Origin of the sequence: Ralstonia sp. TCR112 (assembly GCF_007997035.1) — a bacterium.
Classification (GTDB): domain Bacteria; phylum Pseudomonadota; class Gammaproteobacteria; order Burkholderiales; family Burkholderiaceae; genus Ralstonia; species Ralstonia edaphi.
In genome coordinates this window covers 52719-71970 of record NZ_VOSS01000025.1, presented here as the reverse complement: position 1 = coordinate 71970, position 19252 = coordinate 52719, and the positions used below count along the sequence as shown (strand labels likewise).

20 protein-coding genes, 2 tRNA genes and 1 pseudogene are annotated in these 19252 nt (G+C 63.3%); 12 read left to right on the top strand and 11 right to left on the bottom strand.

Features of this window, described 5'->3' with window-relative positions; all coding sequences use genetic code 11:
- Position 1: 1 nt before the first annotated feature.
- Positions 2–565 (bottom strand): transcription elongation factor GreB, encoded by a 564-nt coding sequence (gene greB, locus FUT88_RS08950; protein WP_147214662.1) that lies wholly within the window; start codon positions 563–565, stop codon positions 2–4.
- A gap of 115 nt (positions 566–680) precedes the next feature.
- Here greB and FUT88_RS08945 point away from each other — a divergent pair.
- Positions 681–757, top strand: a tRNA-Arg gene (locus FUT88_RS08945).
- A gap of 180 nt (positions 758–937) precedes the next feature.
- Here FUT88_RS08945 and FUT88_RS08940 read toward each other — a convergent pair.
- Positions 938–3358 (bottom strand): RelA/SpoT family protein, encoded by a 2421-nt coding sequence (locus tag FUT88_RS08940; RefSeq protein ID WP_147214661.1) that lies wholly within the window; start codon positions 3356–3358, stop codon positions 938–940.
- On the opposite strand from FUT88_RS08940, the gene FUT88_RS08935 reads away from it, so the two are divergent.
- Positions 3357–3563 (top strand): hypothetical protein, encoded by a 207-nt coding sequence (locus FUT88_RS08935; protein ID WP_186829261.1) that lies wholly within the window; start codon positions 3357–3359, stop codon positions 3561–3563. The two genes, FUT88_RS08940 and FUT88_RS08935, sit on opposite strands and share 2 nt — an antisense overlap.
- A 59-nt stretch (positions 3564–3622) precedes the next feature.
- On the opposite strand, the gene rpoZ is transcribed toward FUT88_RS08935, so the two are convergent.
- From rpoZ to FUT88_RS08920, 3 genes are all read right to left on the bottom strand, one after another.
- On the bottom strand, positions 3623–3826 hold the full coding sequence (gene rpoZ / locus FUT88_RS08930) for a DNA-directed RNA polymerase subunit omega (RefSeq protein WP_004630929.1): 204 nt from the start codon (positions 3824–3826) through the stop codon (positions 3623–3625).
- A 137-nt stretch (positions 3827–3963) separates the two neighbouring features.
- Positions 3964–4629 carry a guanylate kinase gene (gene gmk, locus FUT88_RS08925; RefSeq protein WP_147214660.1) on the bottom strand — a complete coding sequence of 222 codons (666 nt, stop codon included), beginning with the start codon at positions 4627–4629 and terminating at the stop codon, positions 3964–3966.
- Between the two features lie 22 nt (positions 4630–4651).
- Positions 4652–5587: a YicC/YloC family endoribonuclease gene (locus tag FUT88_RS08920; RefSeq protein ID WP_027680975.1), complete on the bottom strand. Its 936-nt coding sequence runs from the start codon at positions 5585–5587 to the stop codon at positions 4652–4654.
- Between the two features lie 150 nt (positions 5588–5737).
- On the opposite strand from FUT88_RS08920, the gene FUT88_RS08915 reads away from it, so the two are divergent.
- The 6 genes and pseudogenes from FUT88_RS08915 to FUT88_RS08890 all read left to right on the top strand — a co-directional run bounded on the left by FUT88_RS08915 (position 5738) and on the right by FUT88_RS08890 (position 10660).
- On the top strand, positions 5738–6763 hold the full coding sequence (locus tag FUT88_RS08915) for a serine/threonine-protein kinase (protein WP_147214659.1): 1026 nt from the start codon (positions 5738–5740) through the stop codon (positions 6761–6763).
- A gap of 105 nt (positions 6764–6868) precedes the next feature.
- Positions 6869–7783 carry a PP2C family protein-serine/threonine phosphatase gene (locus FUT88_RS08910; RefSeq protein WP_147214658.1) on the top strand — a complete coding sequence of 305 codons (915 nt, stop codon included), beginning with the start codon at positions 6869–6871 and terminating at the stop codon, positions 7781–7783.
- 104 nt (positions 7784–7887) lie between these two features.
- Complete coding sequence (gene rph / locus FUT88_RS08905) at positions 7888–8604, top strand: ribonuclease PH (RefSeq protein ID WP_147214657.1); 717 nt, start codon at positions 7888–7890, stop codon at positions 8602–8604.
- Between the two features lie 11 nt (positions 8605–8615).
- Positions 8616–9221, top strand: a complete 606-nt coding sequence (gene rdgB / locus FUT88_RS08900; RefSeq protein WP_147214656.1) for an RdgB/HAM1 family non-canonical purine NTP pyrophosphatase — start codon at positions 8616–8618, stop codon at positions 9219–9221.
- A 7-nt stretch (positions 9222–9228) separates the two neighbouring features.
- A pseudogene (gene hemW, locus FUT88_RS08895) lies at positions 9229–10496 on the top strand (radical SAM family heme chaperone HemW).
- Positions 10497–10570: 74 nt separating this feature from the next.
- Positions 10571–10660: transfer RNA gene (locus FUT88_RS08890), tRNA-Ser, on the top strand.
- Between the two features lie 58 nt (positions 10661–10718).
- Here FUT88_RS08890 and FUT88_RS08885 read toward each other — a convergent pair.
- Positions 10719–11036 (bottom strand): transcriptional regulator, encoded by a 318-nt coding sequence (locus tag FUT88_RS08885; protein WP_147214655.1) that lies wholly within the window; start codon positions 11034–11036, stop codon positions 10719–10721.
- Positions 11037–11675: 639 nt separating this feature from the next.
- On the opposite strand from FUT88_RS08885, the gene FUT88_RS08880 reads away from it, so the two are divergent.
- The 4 genes from FUT88_RS08880 (at position 11676) to FUT88_RS08865 (ending at position 14830) form a co-directional block, all read left to right on the top strand.
- Positions 11676–12428: a PAS domain S-box protein gene (locus FUT88_RS08880; RefSeq protein ID WP_261797082.1), complete on the top strand. Its 753-nt coding sequence runs from the start codon at positions 11676–11678 to the stop codon at positions 12426–12428.
- A 396-nt stretch (positions 12429–12824) separates the two neighbouring features.
- Entirely contained in the window at positions 12825–13232 is a 408-nt protein-coding gene (locus tag FUT88_RS08875) for a hypothetical protein (RefSeq protein WP_147214654.1), read from the top strand.
- A 35-nt stretch (positions 13233–13267) separates the two neighbouring features.
- Complete coding sequence (locus FUT88_RS08870; protein WP_147214653.1) at positions 13268–13900, top strand: DUF2968 domain-containing protein; 633 nt, start codon at positions 13268–13270, stop codon at positions 13898–13900.
- A 195-nt stretch (positions 13901–14095) separates the two neighbouring features.
- A complete protein-coding gene (locus FUT88_RS08865; protein ID WP_261797081.1) occupies positions 14096–14830 on the top strand; it encodes a ribonuclease E in 735 nt (244 codons plus the stop codon).
- Positions 14831–14855: 25 nt separating this feature from the next.
- Here the strand turns inward: FUT88_RS08865 and pcp are convergent, their stop codons facing one another.
- The 5 genes from pcp to pxpA all read right to left on the bottom strand — a co-directional run bounded on the left by pcp (position 14856) and on the right by pxpA (position 19242).
- Positions 14856–15503, bottom strand: coding sequence for a pyroglutamyl-peptidase I (gene pcp / locus FUT88_RS08860; protein WP_147214652.1), 648 nt, complete (start codon positions 15501–15503; stop codon positions 14856–14858).
- Between the two features lie 78 nt (positions 15504–15581).
- The gene (locus FUT88_RS08855) at positions 15582–16607 is read right to left on the bottom strand and encodes a TRAP transporter substrate-binding protein (protein ID WP_147214651.1); all 1026 of its coding nucleotides are present in this window, start codon (positions 16605–16607) and stop codon (positions 15582–15584) included.
- A gap of 138 nt (positions 16608–16745) precedes the next feature.
- Positions 16746–17702, bottom strand: a complete 957-nt coding sequence (locus FUT88_RS08850) for a DUF979 domain-containing protein (RefSeq protein WP_012762372.1) — start codon at positions 17700–17702, stop codon at positions 16746–16748.
- Positions 17703–17705: 3 nt separating this feature from the next.
- Positions 17706–18443, bottom strand: coding sequence for a DUF969 domain-containing protein (locus tag FUT88_RS08845; protein ID WP_027680962.1), 738 nt, complete (start codon positions 18441–18443; stop codon positions 17706–17708).
- A 55-nt stretch (positions 18444–18498) separates the two neighbouring features.
- Positions 18499–19242: a 5-oxoprolinase subunit PxpA gene (gene pxpA, locus FUT88_RS08840; RefSeq protein WP_147214650.1), complete on the bottom strand. Its 744-nt coding sequence runs from the start codon at positions 19240–19242 to the stop codon at positions 18499–18501.
- Between the last annotated feature and the right edge of the window lie 10 nt (positions 19243–19252).

The following is a 19252-nucleotide window of genomic DNA, read 5'->3' as shown; positions in this document are numbered from 1 at the left end:
CTCACGCCGAGCGCGATGGATATTTGACCTCGAGGATGTCGATCTGCTCGACGCCGGTCGGCGTTCTCAGCGGCACCGTATCGCCCTCGCGCGCCTTGATGAGCGCGCGCGCAATCGGCGAAATCCAGCTCACGTGCCCGATGTCCAGATCGACCTCGTCCATGCCGACGATGGTGATGGTCGTCTCTTCACCGCGCTGGTTGGCGTAGGTGACTGTCGCACCAAAGAAGATCTGGTCGTTGTCGCCCTGCAAGCTCGCGTCGACAACCTCGGCCTTCTCGATACGGCGCGTGAGAAAGCGGATGCGGCGATCGATCTCGCGCAGGCGCTTCTTGCCGTAAAGGTAGTCGCCGTTTTCAGAGCGATCGCCATTGGATGCGGCCCACGACACGATGCCGACCACCTCAGGCCGCTCGGTGTCGATGAGGTGCATCAGCTCTGTGCGCAAGCGCTCGTAGCCCGCTGGCGTGATGTAGTTCTTGGAACCCGGCGGCAAGGGCGCAGCGCCCTCGGGCAGATCGTCTTCGTCATCGCCGGAATCTTCCCGGACGAAAGCCTTGTTCATGATGGAAGCCACGGTGGATCAAGGCTCCATTATAGAAAGTTGGTCCCTCTCGAAGAAAAAGTGAAGAAGGGGGTTCACAAGACGGAAAATCTCTGTATAATCTCATTTCTCGGTTGCGGCTGTAGCTCAGTTGGATAGAGTACTTGGCTACGAACCAAGGGGTCGTGGGTTCGAATCCTGCCAGCCGCGCCAACCTAATACGAGAATGAGAAGGGCTTCCAGAAATGGAAGCCCTTTTCTTTTGTCCGCTTCGGACTCGCATACAGCGCTGCGTCAAAGCGATCTCGTCGCTCTACGTGTGCTGCAAGCGGACTACAAACAAAAAAGGCGAAGCCCGGTGGCCTCGCCCTTTCTTTGTTCCACCCGGAAGCATCAATCTCCGCCGCGATCCCGCGCAATGCGAATCACATCCGGGTTGCGTCGCAGCGCGCGCATCACATCGGCCAGGTGCACGCGGTCATGCACCTGAATCAGGAACGTCATGTACGTCGCTTCCTGATCGCCCTCCTGCTCCATCGACACGTGCGCCACGTTGGCATCGGCCGAGGTCAAATCCGCCGCCACGCGCGCGAGGATCCCCTTCGTATTGCGCACCAGCACCTTGATCGACACATCGAAGGCGCGTGTGGTGTGCTCGGCCCACATGACGTCGATCCAATGCTCCGGATCCTTGCCATGCAGGCGCTTGGCCACGCGACATTCCTGCACGTGGATCTGCAAGCCTTCACCCTTGCCGATATAGCCGACGATCGGGTCGCCGGGAATCGGGCGGCAGCATGACGAGAACACCATCGCCATGCCTTCGTCGCCACTCACGGTGACGGCAGGCGCCTCGTCGCCAGCGAAGGTGTGCACGGCCGCCATCAAGGCCTCATCACCGTCGTGACCGCCTTCTTGCAGAAGAATTTCCAGCCGGCGCGCAACCACGGCAGCCACCCGGCGACCCAGCGCCAGATCCGCGAAAACATCTTCACGCGCCTTGTTGCCCGTCCACTGCACGATGCGCTCCCACACCTGGGCCGACACGGCCTTCATGTCGATGCCGATCTGCCGCAGCGCCTGTTCGAGCAGACGCTCGCCCAGTTGAATCGCCTCATCCAGCTTGGCTGTCTTGAGGAAATGTCGGATCGCCGCGCGCGCCTTGCCCGTGCGCACGAACGTGAGCCATGCGGGGTTCGGCTTCGAGTACGGCGCCGTCACCACTTCGACGATGTCGCCGTTCTTCAGCTCCGTGCGCAGCGGCAGCAGCTCGTTGTTGATCTTGACTGCCACGCACTGGTTGCCCAGATCGCTGTGCACCGCGTAGGCAAAGTCCAGCGCCGTGGCGCCGCGCGGCAGTGCGCGGATCTCGCCCTTGGGCGTGAACACGTAGACGGCATCCGGGAACAGGTCGATCTTGACGTGCTCCAGAAACTCCTGCGAGTCGCCCGTCTGGCTCTGAATGTCGAGCAGCGACTGCAGCCACTGATGCGCTTGTTGCTGCGCGCGATCGGGCTCGTCGTGGTGCTGCTTGTACATCCAGTGCGCTGCCACGCCGGCTTCCGCAATCTGGTTCATCTCGCGCGTGCGGATCTGGAACTCGACCGGCGTGCCGAACGGCCCCACCAGCGTCGTGTGCAGCGACTGATAACCGTTGATCTTGGGGATGGCGATGTAATCCTTGAACTTGCCGGGCATCGGCTTGTAGAGGCTATGCAGCGCACCCATCGTCATGTAGCACTGCATCTGCGTGTCGACCACCACGCGAAAGCCATACACATCCAGCACCTGCGAGAACGACAACTGCTTGTCGTGCATCTTGCGGTAAATGCTGTACAGCGTTTTCTCGCGACCCGTCATTTCGGCCGGGATGCCCGCGTCGGTCAGCGCGCGCTGCGCCGTCTCCAAAATGCGGCTCACGACTTCGCGCCGATTACCGCGCGCGGCCTTCACCGCCTTCTCGAGCGTGGCATACCGGAACGGCGAGCCGATTCGGAAGCTCAGTTCCTGCAACTCGCGATATGTCGTATTCAGGCCAAGGCGGTGCGCGATCGGCGCGTAAATCTCCATCGTTTCGCCCGCAATGCGGCGCCGCTTCTCCGGCGGCACGTGGTCGAGCGTGCGCATGTTGTGCGTACGATCGGCGAGCTTGACGAGAATCACGCGCACATCGCGCGCCATGGCGAGCAGCATCTTGCGGAAGCTCTCGGCCTGCGCCTGCTCGCGGCTCTGGAATTCGAGCTTGTCCAGCTTGGTCAGGCCGTCGACCAGTTCCGCGACCTTGGGGCCGAACTTCTCGGCCAGCTCGCTCTTGGTCACGCCCTGGTCTTCGATCACGTCGTGCAGCAGCGCTGCCATGATCGATTGCACATCCAGCTTCCAATCCGCGCAGATCTCTGCCACGGCTACGGGATGCGTAATGTACGGCTCTCCGCTTTGGCGGTACTGGCCCAGATGCGCTTCGTCGGAGAAGTGGAACGCCTCCTTCACCAGCTTGAGATCCGCCGACTTCAGATACGACAGTTTCTCAGTGAGCCCAGAGATGGAGACGACTTGCTGCCGAGGCGGCGCTGCCGGCTGCGAGGTCGGGCCGAACAGATGCCGATAGGTCTGCTCCAGCACCGCATCGATGAAGAGCGTGTCGGCACCCTCGGGCCGGGCTGTCGGCTCGGCGGCGTCAGCGCTTGCGCTCTTGTGTGATTTTGGCGGCAGGGCTGCCCGCTCCCCTACCAGGTCGGCACCACGCGGATCAGGCAAGTTCGGCGCGCCCGTACGAGGGGACGCAGGGCCGGAGCCGGAAGCGGAGGACGGCATGGAAACGATGGATGCGGTAGAAGACCCCGAAGGCACCGTGGAGGCGCCCGGCGCAGAACCGGACGACCTCGCGGACGATTCCACCGACGGCACGTTGTGTTCGTGCGTGGCGGAATGTTGGGTCCTGGGCGAAGAAGAAGCGGGCGAGGTAGGCATGCCGGGGTCTAGTGCGTTCGCGGCTTTCACATCCATGAAAGATCGCTAGAACGATCAGTGACCGAGGCAGCGTACCACGCCGGGTAATGCCAAGTAACGCGCGTCAGCTCAGGACGGAACCTTCTTGAGCATCTCGATACCAACCTGACCCGATGCGATTTCGCGCAATGCGGTCACGGTCGGCTTGTCCTTGGCATCGACCTTGGGCGTGTGGCCCTGCACCAACTGACGGGCGCGGTACGTTGCGGCCAATGCCAGTTCGAAGCGATTCGGAATCTGTTTCAAGCAATCTTCGACGGTAATACGCGCCATGAAAACTCCACCTGGTGGCAAATCTTGTTGATCTCGATATTTTAGCAGCAGCGCAGCACTCCCTTCGGACAGCCCTTGGGCGCAGGCGCTACCACACTTTCGCAGTCGCGCTGAAAAACGCGATTGCGCTGCGTGCTTCAGTGAATGCCCAGCTCCACGAACAGCTCGCCGTGGCGCGCCTTCTGGGCACCGAATCGCAGGCGCGTGGCCTGGACCACCGTGCGCAACTCGGCCAATGCCGTGTCGAACACTTCGTTGATGATCACGTAGTCGGCCTCGGGCGCGTGCGCCATCTCGGAGCCCGCCGCCAGCAGGCGGCGCACGATCACGTTCGGCTCGTCCTGGCCGCGCTTCTTCAGGCGCTCTTCCAGTGCCGTGAGCGATGGCGGCAGGATGAAGATTTCGACAGCGTTGGAGAAACGCTGATGCACCTGCTGAGCGCCCTGCCAGTCGATTTCGAGCAGCACGTCGGTACCGGCGCGCATCTGTTCCTCGATCCACACGCGCGAAGTGGCGTAGTAGTTGCCGTGCACCTCGGCCCATTCGAGAAACTCGCCGCGGTCACGGCAAGCCTTGAACTCCTCGACGGTCATGAAGTTGTATTCACGGCCGTGCTGCTCGCCCGGGCGCGGCTTGCGCGTGGTGGCCGAGACCGACAGGCGGATCGACGAGTCGTGCGCCAGCAGCGCATTCACCAGCGTCGACTTGCCGGCGCCGGACGGCGCCACGACCATGAACAGGCTGCCCGGAAAATGATTCTCGATGGGCGTATCGACGGCGGAGTGCGCTTGAGAGGATGGCATGTTCTAGTTCTATCGTTTCGAGTTATTCGAGGTTCTGGACCTGCTCGCGCATCTGCTCGATGAGCAGCTTGAGTTCCATCGATGCATCGGCCAGTTCCTTGGCGGCCGCCTTCGAACCGAGCGTGTTCGCCTCGCGGTTCAGCTCTTGCATCATGAAATCCAGGCGCTTGCCGATCTGGCCGCCCTTCTCCAGGATGTGGCGCGTTTCGCGCAGATGTGCCTGCAGGCGCGAAAGTTCTTCGGCGATGTCGATGCGGATGCCGTAGACGGTGGCTTCCTGGCGAATGCGTTCGGACAGTTCGTCGCGCGTCAGCGCCGGCGTGCCTTCGGGCGCTGCCAGGCCAAACGCCTCGCGCAGGCGCTCGGTCAGCTTGTCCTGATGCTGCTGGATCAGAACGGGCACCATCGGCGTGAGCTTGTCGACGATGGCCAGCATCGCGTCAGCGCGGTCAAGCAGCACAGCCTTGAGCGCATCCCCTTCGCGACGGCGCGATTCCAGAAGTTGCTTGAGCGCCTCTTTGGCAGCTTCGATCACGGCATCGCGCAGCGCGTCTTGTGTCAGCTGGGGCTCGGCCAGCACGCCGGGCCAACGCAGAATTTCACCCATGCGCAGCGAACCCGATGCCGGCAGATACCGCGTAACGGCCTGCTCGAGCTTGGCGAGTTGTTGCAGCAGCTCAACATTGAGCGCCGCGACATCGCTGGCAGCTTCCTGGCGCTGCAGATTGATCCGGCATTCCAGCTTGCCGCGCGACAGTGCGCTCATCAGCATTTCGCGCAGGGCCGGCTCGAAGGCTCGGCACTCTTCAGGGGCGCGGAACAGCAGATCGAGGAAGCGGGAGTTGACGGTGCGGAATTCGACCGAGACGGTAGCGACGCTGCCGCTGGGGGCGCCATGGGCATCGGTAAAGGCTGCCTGGCGTGTGGCAACGCCGTAGCCGGTCATGCTGTGGATCATGGAATCGTGGTGTGTTGTTCTTGGTCGAATCGGGAAATCCGGTGGCGGTATTTAACGCCTGGAATTGGCGGGGAATCCCCCACCTTTTGTCGCTTTACAACGTGTGGACTGGTCAGGGAGAATCCGACAGCCATTTCGCCACACAAACCCATGACAGAGTCAAAAGGCTCAGGACAGCCGCGCAGTGCCCCGTTGCCGGTCGGCACCTTGCTGTCCAATTATCGTATTGTAAAGAAGTTGGCCAGCGGGGGGTTCAGCTTCGTCTATCTTGCGACCGACGAGCATGGGACGCCGGTGGCCGTAAAGGAATACCTTCCGTCTTCGCTGGCCCGTCGCGCGCCGGGCGAATTGATTCCTGTCGTGCCCGAAGAAAGCGCGAGTGCGTTCCGCCTCGGGCTCAAGTACTTCTTCGAAGAAGGCCGGTCGCTGGCCAAGATTTCGCACCCCGCTATCGTGCGCGTGCTCAATTTCTTCCGGGAAAATGGCACGGTCTACATGGTGATGACGTATGAGCAGGGTAAAACGCTGCAGGAACACATCCTCACCGCGCGCCAGCAAGGCAAGCTGAAGATGCTGCGCGAGCGCTTCATCCGCCAGGTCTTCCATGACCTGATGAGCGGGCTGCGCGAAGTCCACATCCACAAGCTGCTGCACCTCGACATCAAGCCCGGCAACATTTACCTGCGCGAAGACTTTTCGCCGATCCTGCTCGACTTCGGTGCCGCGCGGCAGACGCTTACCGCCGAGGCCTCGCGCTTCCAGCCGATGTACACGCCGGGCTTTGCCGCGCCGGAGCTGTACCGCAAGCACAACGAGCTGGGCCCGTGGACGGACATCTACAGCATCGGCGCCACGATCTATGCCTGCATGGCCGGCACGCCGCCCCAGGAAGCCACGCAGCGCGAGAAAGACGACAAGCTGGAAGAAGGCCTGGAGCGCCTGCGCAAGGTCTACACGGCCAGCCTCATCGATCTAGTGGGCTGGTGCCTGAAGATGAAGCCCGAAGAACGCCCGCAGAGCGTGTTCCGCCTGCAAAAGGTGCTGCGCGAAGAAAGCAACGCGCTGACCGAATTGCAGGCGCTGACCGCTGTCACCCAAGGCGGCCCCGTGCCAGAAGAAAAAGAGGCGTTGACGACGCGTTTCATGAGCCGTCTGTTGCGCCGCCGGGACAGTTGAGCGCCCGATTGCCGCTGACAGGCGGAGTATGATTCCAGAATGGTGCAACACTAGACGGGACTTGCCGCTGCACCGCCTCCCTCACCGAATATTCATCTAGCCGCAATGCGATTCTCGGTTTATCAAGAAAGCAAAAAAGGCGCGCGACGCGTCAACCAGGACCGCATGGGCTACTGCTTCACGCGTGACGCCATGCTGATGGTGCTGTGCGACGGTCTGGGCGGGCATTCCCTGGGGGAAGTTGCGGCCCAGCAGGCGCTGCAGACCATGGCGCGCCAGTTTCAGCGCCACGCACGTCCCTCGATCCGCAATCCGCGCGATTTCCTGCACGAGAGCATCATGCTCGCGCACCGCGACATCCATCGCTATGCCGAGACAAACGGCCTGCCGGACGCGCCACGCACGACCATCGTCTGCGCGCTGGCCCAGCGTGGCTCGCTGCACTGGGCGCATGCCGGCGATTCGCGCATGTACCTGATGCGAAAGGGCGAACTGGTGACGCGCACGCGCGATCACTCCAAGATCGAAAACCTGCTGCAACAAGACCGTGTGCTGCCGATGCAGGTTGCGAACCACCCCGAGCGCAACAAGATCTACAACTGCCTGGGCTCGCCCAATCTGCCGCTCATCGACATCGGCGGGCCGGTCAACCTCGAGCCGGGCGACGTCGCCATGCTGTGCTCCGACGGCCTGTGGGGCAGCGTGCAGGAAGACGAACTCATCGACACCTGCACCAGCTTCTCGGTCACGCAGGCGATTCCCGAACTGATCGCCCGCGCGCTGCGCAATGCCGGCGACACGGCCGACAACACCACCGCCATCTCCATGATGTGGGAGCTGGACGCCGTGACCACCACGCAGGATTCGGTGCAAACCGACACCCTGCCCCTGAACGCCTTCACGACGTCGATCCTGGACGCGCCGCAAAGTGAATCGGGGTTGATGTCGGAAGAGGAAATCGAGCGCTCCATCGCGGAAATCCGCGCCGCCATCGACAAGACGAGCAATCTGACGCGCTAAGCGCCGTCGCTCAGTCCTCGCATTCCCCACCTCCGGCCCGCCCTGCCAAGCGCAGCGCGGGCGGTATCATGTCGGGCTATCCGTTTTCTTAAGCGAGACCCCACATGCGACCCAGCGGCCGCCAGCCCGACCAACTCCGCCCTGTCACCCTCACCCGCAACTTCACGCGCCACGCCGAAGGCTCGGTGCTGGTGTGCTTTGGCGACACGCAAGTGCTCTGCACGGCCAGCGTGCTGCCCAAGGTGCCACCGCACAAGAAAGGCAGCGGCGAGGGCTGGGTGACGGCCGAATACGGCATGCTGCCGCGCTCGACGCACACGCGCTCCGACCGCGAAGCCGCGCGCGGCAAGCAGACCGGCCGCACGCAGGAAATCCAGCGCCTGATCGGCCGCGCGATGCGCTCGGTGTTCGATCTGCGCGCGCTGGGCGAGCACACGCTGCACCTCGACTGCGACGTGCTGCAAGCCGATGGCGGCACGCGCACGGCCAGCATTACCGGCGCGTTCGTCGCGGCATATGACGCAGTCTCGGTCATGCGCGAAAAGGGCCTGCTGGCGGGCAACCCGATCCGCGATTTCGTAGCTGCCGTGTCGGTGGGCGTGGTCGACGGCGTACCGGTGCTCGACCTGGACTACCCCGAAGACTCGGCGTGCGACACCGACATGAACGTCGTCATGACGGGCAGCGGCGGCTTTGTGGAAGTGCAAGGCACCGCGGAAGGCACGCCGTTCTCGCGCGCTGAAATGGATGCATTGCTGGGCCTGGCCGACCAAGGCATCCGCACGCTGATCGGCCTGCAGAAGCAGGCGCTGGGCCTGTGATCGACACGGCCATGCGCAAGATCGTTCTCGCCTCGAACAACGCCGGGAAGCTGGCCGAATTCAACGCGCTGCTGGGCACCCTCGGGTTTGACGTGACGCCCCAAGGCGCGCTCGGCATTCCCGAGGCGGAGGAGCCCTATGCGACCTTCGTTGAAAACGCGCTCACCAAGGCACGCCACGCGAGCCGTGCGTCCGGCCTGCCCGCGCTGGCAGACGACTCCGGCATCTGCGTGCATGCCCTGGGCGGCGCGCCGGGCGTGTATTCCGCGCGCTATGCGCAACTGGCGGGCGAGCCCAAATCGGATGCCGCCAACAACGCCCGCCTCGTCCGCGAACTGGCCGGCAAGGCCGACCGCGGCGCGCATTATGTTTGCGTGCTCGTCTACGTGCGCCACGCCGATGACCCGCAGCCGATCATTGCCGAAGGCAACTGGTTTGGCGAGGTGATCGACACACCGCGCGGCGACGGCGGCTTCGGCTACGACCCGCACTTCCTGCTGCCCGATCTCGGCAAGACCGCCGCCGAGCTGAGCAAAGCCGAGAAGAACAGCGTGAGCCATCGTGCACAAGCCCTCGCGCAGCTCGTTGAACGGCTGCGCACCTTTGAAAACGCCTGACGTTCCGATGATTCCGATTCACCCCGCCGGCGCAGCCAAGACGCCTTCCGCGACCGCCGCTGAAACCGGTGACAAGGTCACCTCCGTCTTCCTGCAGCCGGGCAAGATCAGCCTGCCCGCCTCGCCGCCGCTGTCGTTGTACGTGCACGTGCCGTGGTGCGTACGCAAGTGTCCGTACTGCGATTTCAACTCGCATGCAGAGCCGGAACAGGGCATCCCGGAAGAGCGCTTTCTCGCTGCCGTGCGTCAGGATTTGGAAGCCGCACTACCAATGGTGTGGGGCCGGCATGTGCATACGATCTTCATTGGTGGCGGCACGCCGAGCCTGTTGTCAGCGCAGGGGCTGGACCGGCTGCTGTCGGACATCCGCATGCTGCTGCCCGTTGACGCCGACGCCGAGATCACGATGGAGGCCAACCCGGGCACCTTCGAGGCCGAACGCTTCCGCAGCTATCGCGCCAGCGGCGTGAACCGCCTGTCGATCGGCATCCAGAGCTTCAACGACGCGCACCTGCAGGCGCTTGGCCGCATCCACAGCGCCGCCGAAGCGCGCGCCGCCATCGACATCGCCCGCGCGCACTTCGACAACATCAACCTCGACCTGATGTTTGCCCTGCCGGGCCAGACGCTTGCCGAGTGCGAGGCCGACGTGGAGGCCGCGTTGTCGTTCGATACGAACCACGTGTCGCTGTACCACCTGACGCTGGAGCCGAACACGTATTTCGCCAAGTACCCGCCCGCGCTGCCGGATGACGACGCGGCGTTTGCAATGCAGGACTGGATCCACGCGCGGTTGGCGGCGGCAGGCTACGAGCACTACGAGGTGTCGGCATACGCCAAGGCCGGCAAGCGCTGTAAGCACAATCTGAACTACTGGCAATTCGGCGATTACCTTGGCATCGGCCCCGGTGCGCACGGCAAGCTCAGCTTTCCGCACCGGGTCATTCGCGAGATGCGGCACAAACATCCGGACACGTATCTGCGCCAGGCCGAGACTGCGGCGGTGCGGCGGTCATGCAGGAGCAGCGCGAAGTCGACGCCGCCGACCTGCCGTTCGAGTTCATGCTCAATGCGCTGCGCTTGACGGATGGGTTCCCCGTCACGCTGTTCCAGGAACGCACGGGCCTGCCGCTGCGCTCGATCGAGCGACAACTCGATGCCGCAGAGCAGCGCGGTTTGCTCACGCGCGACCATGTCGCCATCCGCCCGACCGAGCTGGGGCAGCGGTTCCTCAACGATTTGCAGGAATTGTTCTTGGCCGACGACGAAAACTGACAGTACCCGGTGCCAAGTTGCGCCAGGTACCGTTACAATGGCGCCCTTGCTCGCAACGAGCAGCGCAGTACGAAGGAAGCGTGGCCGAGTGGTTTAAGGCAGCAGTCTTGAAAACTGCCGATGGGGTGACCCATCCGTGAGTTCGAATCTCACCGCTTCCGCCAGTCCTTGTTCCAAGGCGTTCCAGATTTCCCCCCTACTCTTCCAGCCCGCGCCGCTTTTTCAGTGCCGCGCCGTGGGCCAAAGCACATCGGCGTCTTCTCCGAGCGCCTGGGCAATGGCGAGGCGAACGCGCTTCGCTCCATTGCCCGCGATGGAAGACGACAGCAATTGCGGAGTGACGTCGTCCAAACCCAGTTTTTCCGAGAGCCCACGCAGCGTGGTCTTCCCGAAGCGCTCTTCAAGAAGGCGTTTAACGAGTGGGACAGCGCGGGAAACTTCACGAGGTTCAGACGGCAGTCCTCCTGCCGGGCTTCTCTTCTGGCGCTCTTTCGACTTGATGGGGAGATCTACCGACTGAGGGAGTGGACTCTCGGCCATTGAGCGGCCTAGATTTGTCAAAGCTTCAGCTGCATTTCGCCCTGTGCTGGAGCACATCGTGTCCGGTGCGACCAACACCGCAAAATAACGTCCGCGATCTTGGTACAACCTTACCTTGCAAATCAAATCCATATTAATCGGGCGTTAAATCAAAACAGGCTTATTGATTATTCTTTTCTCGAATGGAATAACCTGACGGGCTCTGCTGCGCGTTGCTGCCAATGCCAAGGACAGAAGCGCTGCCCCAAGCCCCCCCGGGCTTGGGGTTAGTCAAGCGCGTAAAGACGCTTCCCCGTTCTTCAAAGTTGCGGCTCGTTCTTATGAGGTTCCCTCACCAACGATCGGATTGGTGATGGCCCGCGCATCAACACCGAAGCCATATCGCCGGAACGCCAACTCGCAAAGACGCGGGGAGAATCCGCTCACCCCGCGCCTACGAGACGTGTTTGGCCTGCGACGGCCAGGCGACTTGCTGTTTTCCCCGTTACCCGCCCTGCGTCGGCTCCATGGAACCGCACGGGCGCTGAACTTTTTATCAGGCACGATGCTGATGCCCAATATTGTCGAAAACGATAGCAGACGCTATTCTGGCTGGCACCCTGCTAATTAGAGGTATGAACCCGCCAGCAGACGCCGTTCATGCGGCTGCAATTGGGTGCAACGAGCTTAGATCAACATTTTCCAAAGCGCGGCAAGTTCTGGCAGCGCTGTCATATCGCCGTTATCCGGGATGGCGATCACGCATTGATAATGCGCATCGGCGCTTTGGCATCGGTTCTTTTGTATTGCAACTCAACGCGTCAAACCATGGAAGTCCTCAAGGATGTAAGCGCGATCGCGTTGGCCAATAGTCTTCCAGATGGCGTCTTTCTGGTCGACGAGCGTGGGCGGATCCGTCACGCCAATGCTGCGTGGGAAGACATTCTTGGTTACCGCCCCTCCGACCTGCTTGGGCAAACCATGCTCGAACTCGTGGCGCCTGACGACCGCGACAGAACGCAAAAGCAAGCGGGTCGCGTTCAGGCTGGCATTAAATGCACCGGATTTGAGAATCGCTATCGGCACCAGCTTGGCACCGATGTCCATTTGTCGTGGTCCGCACAGTGGAACGTCGAGCATCGGCTCCGCATCGGCGTGGCACGTAACGTCACCGCAACAAGAACGGCGGCCGAGCGCAGTCCCTTGGCGCAACTGCAGGCGCGTCTCGCGCCTCATGAATCCAGGGTATTGCAGTTGTTATTGACTGAAGCCGCAGAAAAGCAGATTGCGGAACAGCTCGGTCTGGCCACGTCGACCACGCACTCTTACATCACGAGCGTCTATCGCAAGTTCGGCGTGCGTGGCCGCGCTGGGCTGATGAGCCTGTGGCTCAAAGAGATGCAGAGCCGCTGATACCCGCTTTGTTCATGGCCGGGCCTTGGCAAGGGAGCGTTTGCGCTCGCCGGTTTCCTTTGTCACCGGTACGCCAACCTCGCCTTGTGCCCGGCCACCCCATCGTTGCATCACCATCTGGCACAAATAGGGCATGCCCCCTGGGCTATACTGCGGCCCGTCACGCACACAACGTGACCTCGGATTGGCGTCCGAGAATATCGCAGGCGGGTACGACCGCCGGTTGGCGGTTTTTTTACGCCCGTACATCAAGCGCCTCCTATGGTCGGGCCTTGGTGGGGGAGCGCTCGCGCTCGCCGGTTGCCTGCGATACCGGTACGCCAACTCTACCTTGTGCCCGGCCACCCTGATTGGCGTCAGGGAGCGGGATACCAACCCATCGCAGGAGGCCCCAACGTGCGCCATGCCATCGCTCGCCCCGAGCAATCGCAATCCCCCTCCCCAGACGGCAGCCGTGAACTCCAGCGCGAGTTTGAATCGCTTCAGCAGCAACGTGCCGACCTCGTGCGAGCGTTGGCAGCGGCCGAAGCATCCGTAAGAACATTCCCCATCGGCTCATTGCAACAGGCCAACGCACGGGCCCGCGTCACGCGTTTGCAGAGAGAGTTGCGGCGCTTGAAAGCCGCGCTTGGCACGTCAAAGCGGCATCAGGACGTCGGCGACTTCCTGATCGAGATGTTCCGCGAGCGCGTCTCATTCAGCGAATGGCAGTGCATCGTGGCCGAGGCGCGACGCCGCCATGATTCAAAGGCGACGGAAGGTCAAATCGGTACGCTCGCTGCGGGGCGGGGCGCACAAAGCTGATATAGTCGCGTCGCCTCCGATTTCTGAACTTTGCGATGTCTCTCGTACTCCGCCGAACCGTCCTCACGTTCGTTGCCGCAGCCTCGGTTGCGGGCGCCGGCCTCGTCCACGCGCAAGCCAGTGCACCACAAGCGCCGGCAGTGTCCACGGCTGCGTCAGGCGGCACCGTCGCTGAACTGCAGCAGCTGCTGGCGCAGAAGCGCCTGACTGAACTGCGCACGACCTACAACGGCGACTACGGCACGAGCCTGCTGCTGGTCAACGAAGACACCACGGCCTACGTCGCCCTGTCGTATCGCAAAGAACTGTGGCGTGTGTACAAGTTTGCGTCGGTCGCTCCGGCCGAGGGCGCGTACGAAACGCTGGCCAGCCAGACCCGTACGTGGGCCGAAGATGATCTGCGCCGCGCCGTCACGGCGGGCCAAAAAGCGCAACTGGAACGCGAAGCCCAGGCAGCTCAGCAGCGCGCCGCCTCGCTCAGCGAGGAGGTCCGCATCATGCAGGCGCAGCGCCAAAAGATGCTGACCGAACAGCAGACCATGCGTCAGGAGACGAAGGCGCTGGACATCGAGCGTCGTGCGTACCAGACCCAGGTCGAATCACTGCAGCAGCAGATTCGCTTGCTGGAAAAACAGCTCAACGATCCGCACTGGTCGCCCGCGCCTTAAACGTCTCGTCAAGGTCTTTGACACTCACCTTCCTGGCCTAGCGCAAGAGCGGCGGGCCAGCGACCTCTCCGCCTTCGATGCAACGCGCATCGAGTTAAGACCAATCTGATCGACCACCGTCCATCTGCCGCTTAGCATGGCGCCTGCTCGCGCAGCCGGCTTGGATGCGCGCTGCGGCCATCAGCGGAGACGGACTTGGAATCCCCCAACTTCATCATCGACGGACACCTGCGCCTGCCAGGCTTGGTGCGTATGCCGCCGCCCTTCGGGCCTGCACTCGACAGCGCGCAGCCCAGCCCCGCGACACAGGTGAGCGCATCGTCCGATCCGGCCGCCCACACGTGCGGTGACACCCGCGCAGCCGGCCGTGGGCAGTGGCGTCGACGCATGACCGGGCTGTCGATTGGCATGGCGTGCACGTTGGCGGCCGCACTGCTTGGCTGGCAGACCGGGCAACATCGGCAGCCAGCCGCAGGGTTGGATCAAGCAACCGTGGCCGCCGTCGCCCCGCAGACCGTACCGCCCCTTTTGCTCGCGCATTCCGCTGCGACGCCGGCGGCGTCGACGGAACCCAACGAAGCCACGGAGTCCGAGGGGGCTCCCACAGCCATAGCCGCAGCCGACGTGGTTCAGGCACCCGACATGGCATTCGACGAAACGGAAGTTGCCACGCCGGTCATCGCTGCAGCAGCGCCGGCCGTAACGCAATTGCCGGCCAGACTGGGGCGACCGCGCCCCGTGGTGCAGGCCGCCGTGCCCGCGACGACGCCGCCGAAGTTGCAGCGCTCGCCCCTATTGCACGACGAAGCGCTAGCGGCCATCGAAGTCGAATGGCCCACGACCGACACGGCACCGATCACCTCCGCCTATGCGGCGCCGGGCACGCCGGTGCGCATCGAGCTGCAACGACATACACGCTTCACGGACTGACCGGAGCGCGTGCCGCCGCGCCGGCTCAGTGCAGCTGGCCGCCGGTTTCCCGTACGTCGTGCAGCGTGCGCAGCGTTGTCTCGATGGCGATGCGCAGCCCGGCGACGATGGTGTCGTGCGCCATGCTCGGTTGCCCCGGGTGCTTGGCGGCCTGCGACGGCAGATACGGAATGTGGATGAAGCCGCCGCGCGTGGGCAGCTTCTGGCGGGCGATGGCGTGCATCAGCCCATAGAAGACGTGGTTGCAGACAAAGGTGCCCGCCGTCTGCGAAACCGACGCGGGAACACCGCCCGCACGCAGTTCACGCACGATGGTCTTGATCGGCAGCGTTGAAAAATACGCGGCCGGCCCGTCACTCGCGATGGCGATATCGATCGGTTGTTTGCCGGCGTTGTCGGCAATGCGCGCGTCGTCGACATTGATGGCGACGCGCTCGATCGCCATCTCGGCACGGCCCCCGGCCTGCCCCACGGCGATCACCACATCGGGCTGCAGCGTCTGCAGCAACTTGCCGAGCACTTTGTTGGACTCGCCAAAGATGGTCGGCAACTGGCGCGCGACGATGTCGGCGCCTGCGATTCCCTGCCCGTCGAGGGTGCGCACGGCTTCCCACGACGGGTTGATGGGTTCGTTCTCGAACGGATCAAAACCGGTGACGAGGACGGTAGGCATGACGTTCTCCTGCTTGCTGCGTAAGACAAAAACGATGATAAACGTCCGTCGAACATCATGCCCAAGCGCGTTGCGGCGTCAGTTCGCCTTGCTGCGCTTGTTCTCGAAGTTCAACAGGATGTCGACTTCTTCCGTGCCCGCGGTGTGCAGCCATTCACGCGTCAGACGCTCGCCCAGGCGGCGCATATCGCCCTGCAAGGTGACGTCGGGATTGAGCACGCGCACGCCGGTCTTGGCGAGTTCGGCTTCATCGCGCTCGTAGGTCTGGCGGCTGGAATCCCAACCGCGCGTTTCGTAATCCTTGGCGAGCTTGAGCACCGTCTGCTGCATCGCGGGCGGGAGCTTGGCGAAGCGCGCCTCGTTGATGAACACGGCGTTCTTGGGAATCCACGCATTGACCTTGTAGTAGTAAGTCATGCGCTGACCGGCCTTCGTCTCCAGACCGGTGGACGGCGAGGTGACCATGGTGTCGATGCGGCCACCGGCAATCGCGGCGGTCAGATCGGCGGCTTCCACCTGCACGGCCTGCGCGCCATACAACTCGGCAATGCGCTTTTGCGCCGCGTTATACGTGCGCAAACGATGTCCCTTCAGGTCAGACAAACGGGCAATCGGTGTTTCGGAATACAGGTTCTGCGGCGGCCAGGGCACGGCGTACAGCAGACGCAATCCGTTGGCCTTCATCAACGCTTCGATGTGGCTGCGCGAGGCATCCCACAGCAGGCGCGCATCGTTGTAGCCCGACACCACGAAGGGAATCGAATCCACACCGAACAGCGGATCGCGCTGGGCCAACGTCGACAGCATCACTTCACCCGCCTCGGCCTTGCCGTCCTTGACACCGTCAAAGATGGCGGCCGGCTTGAGCAGCGTGCCGTTCGGATAGACCTCAAGCTTGAGCCCGCCATTAGTGGCGCTGCTGACGGCACTTGCGAAAGCCTGCAGGTTTTGCGTATGGAAATTGAGGGCCGGATACGGCGTGGCCACTCGAAGCGTTTCCGCACGGGCTTGCGCGGCGGAAATCAACGACAGCGCGCTGGCTGCGAGAACACAAAAAAAGCGGCGTCCCGACATGGAACGGCCGCTCGTCATCTGGCTGCTCATGAATCCCCCCGGAGAAGAGCACGATGCGAGGTCTACGACCGCGTGCCCTTGTCTCGCGGGCAGCGACCGCGCTCGGTGGCGTCCGCCGGCTGAGAACCGCCCGCGTGACGCGCACCGCACGCGTCGCATTAAACACGATTAGTGGAGCATCAGGAAGTACAAGAGCACGATATTGGCTGCAAGCAACAGTAGCGCGGTCGGGACTTGCGCTTTGATCACGGCGTTCTTATCGGACAACTCCAACAGCGCGGCGGGCACGATATTGAAGTTCGCCGCCATCGGGGTCATCAGCGTGCCGCAGTAGCCCGAGAACATGCCGATCGCCGCCATCACCGCCGGGTTGGCATGGAACACGCCCACCAGAATGGGCACCCCCACCCCGCCCGTCATGACCGGGAACGCCGCAAAGCCGTTGCCCATGATGACGGTGAACAGCGCCATGCCCACGCAATAAACGACGACCGCGACGAGGCGATAGTCCATGTTGATGTAGGCGGTGGTCAGGTGCGCCACAGCCTTGCCCACACCGGCATCGGCAAAGACGAGACCCAGCATGGCCAGCATCTGCGGCAGCACCAGCGCCCAGCCGAGCGACTCCGTCAGCCGACGCGACTCACGCATGGCCTGCACCGGCGTGTCACGCGTCAACCAGCACGCCAGCGCCAGCGAGATGATGCAGCCCAGCCCCAGCGAGACGAAGGTCTGGTTCTTCGGATCGAGCAGCAAATCGCCGCCGATCTTCACGTCCTTCAGGAACACGCTGCCGATGACGGTGACCAGGGGAATGGTCAGCGCCGGAATGAAGAGGCGGTTGCCCAGGCGCTTGGCGGATGCGCGGCGCTCTTCCGCCGGCAGTTCACCGTGCTTGCCCAGCGTCACGCCGCCCGTGCCGGCCAGCAGTGCCATCACCACGGCACCCACGCCCACCACGATCGGCGGGAGCTTGTCGCCAACGAGGAAGATGACGGCGAAGATCGCCCAGAACAGGCCCGTGGTCCAGCGGCGCGGGTGGTTCTTGTCGGCAAAGGTCATCAGCGCGGTGATCGTCAGGATGATCCCCGCCAGCCAGTACAGATAGTTGATCGACAGAATCATGGCTTACCCCTGCTTGGCCGCAGCCGTGTTGGTATTGCCGGCGGCGCCCCGCTGGTTACCCATTTCGCGGGCAAGCCAGCCGTCCAGGCGCTTGAGGCGCACCGAGTGGATCAGGAACGCGCAGACCGCAGTCGGGATGCCCCACACGGCGATATGCAGCGGTTCCACGTCGATGCCCGAGCCGAGCAGGAACGTGTGCATCAGCGCGATGGCGCCGAAGGCCACGAAGATGTCTTCGCCGAAGAACAGGCCGACGTTGTCGGTGGCAGCGCAGAAGGCCAGCAGGCGTTCACGCACCGGCGCCGGCAGCTTGCCGAAACGGTTCTCGGCGGCGCCTTCGGCCATCGGGGCCAGCAGCGGACGCACCATCTGCGGATGACCGCCAAGGCTCGTCAGACCGGCAGCTGCCGTCAGCTCGCGCACGGCGAGGTAGACGATCAGCAGACGGCCAACGGTGGCCGACTGAATGCGCGCGATCCAGTTCTGCGCGTGTTCACGCAAGCCGTGGCGCTCGAGCAGGCCCACCACCGCGAGCGGCAGCAGGATGATCAGCGGCAACGTCCGCGTCTTGATGATGCCCGTCCCGATCGCCGTCAGGATTTGTTCGATGGACATCGATGCCGCAAAGCCGGTGGCGATGGCGGCCACGGCCACCACCAGCATCGGATTGAATCGCAGGATGAACCCCGCGATGATGACGACCACCCCGATCAGCGGCCATAGATTCACTGCCGTACCCATGTGGTGCTTCCCCCCAAGTTAATAAAAAGCCCCGCTGGAAGGACGGGGCCGTGGCTCAGGCGCCGGCACGGACAGCGATGCCTTCGCTGCCAAGCCGTTCCCGAATGCGTCGCGCGAACGCCAGCGCATGCGCGCCGTCGCCGTGCAGACAAACCGTTTCCGCGCGGATCGGAACCCACGTGCCGTCGATGGCCTTCACGCGCTGCTCGCGCACCATCGTCAGCGTCTGGTCCAGCGCGGCATCTTCGCTGTCGATGAGGGCGCCGGGCGTGCCGCGTTTGACGAGCGAGCCGTCCGGGTTGTAACCGCGATCGGCAAACACCTCTTCCTTGGCCTGCAGGCCAAGTTCACGCGCGGCCTTGACCAGCTCGCCGCCCGCCAGGCCAAACACCACCAGCGACGGATCGAAATCGCGGATCGCGCGCACGATGGCGACGGCCAGCGGCCGGTCGCGCGAAGCCTGGTTGTACAGCGCGCCGTGCGCCTTCACGTGCGCCAGCTTGCCGCCCTGCGCACGCACGATCGCCGAAAGCCCACCGATCTGGAATAGCACGCCCGCGTAGATTTCATCCGGCGGGAGGTGCATTTCAGTGCGGCCAAAGTTCTCGCGATCGGGAAAGCTCGGATGCGCGCCGATCGACACGCCCTGGCGCAGCGCCCAGCCGACGGTCTGGCGCATCGTGTTGACGTCGCCGGCGTGCCAGCCGCAGGCGATGTTGGCGGAACTCACCAGGGTGAGGAGCGCCTCGTCGGTATCGCAGCCTTCGCCGAGGTCGGCGTTCAGATCAATTGCAGTCATGATGTTGTCT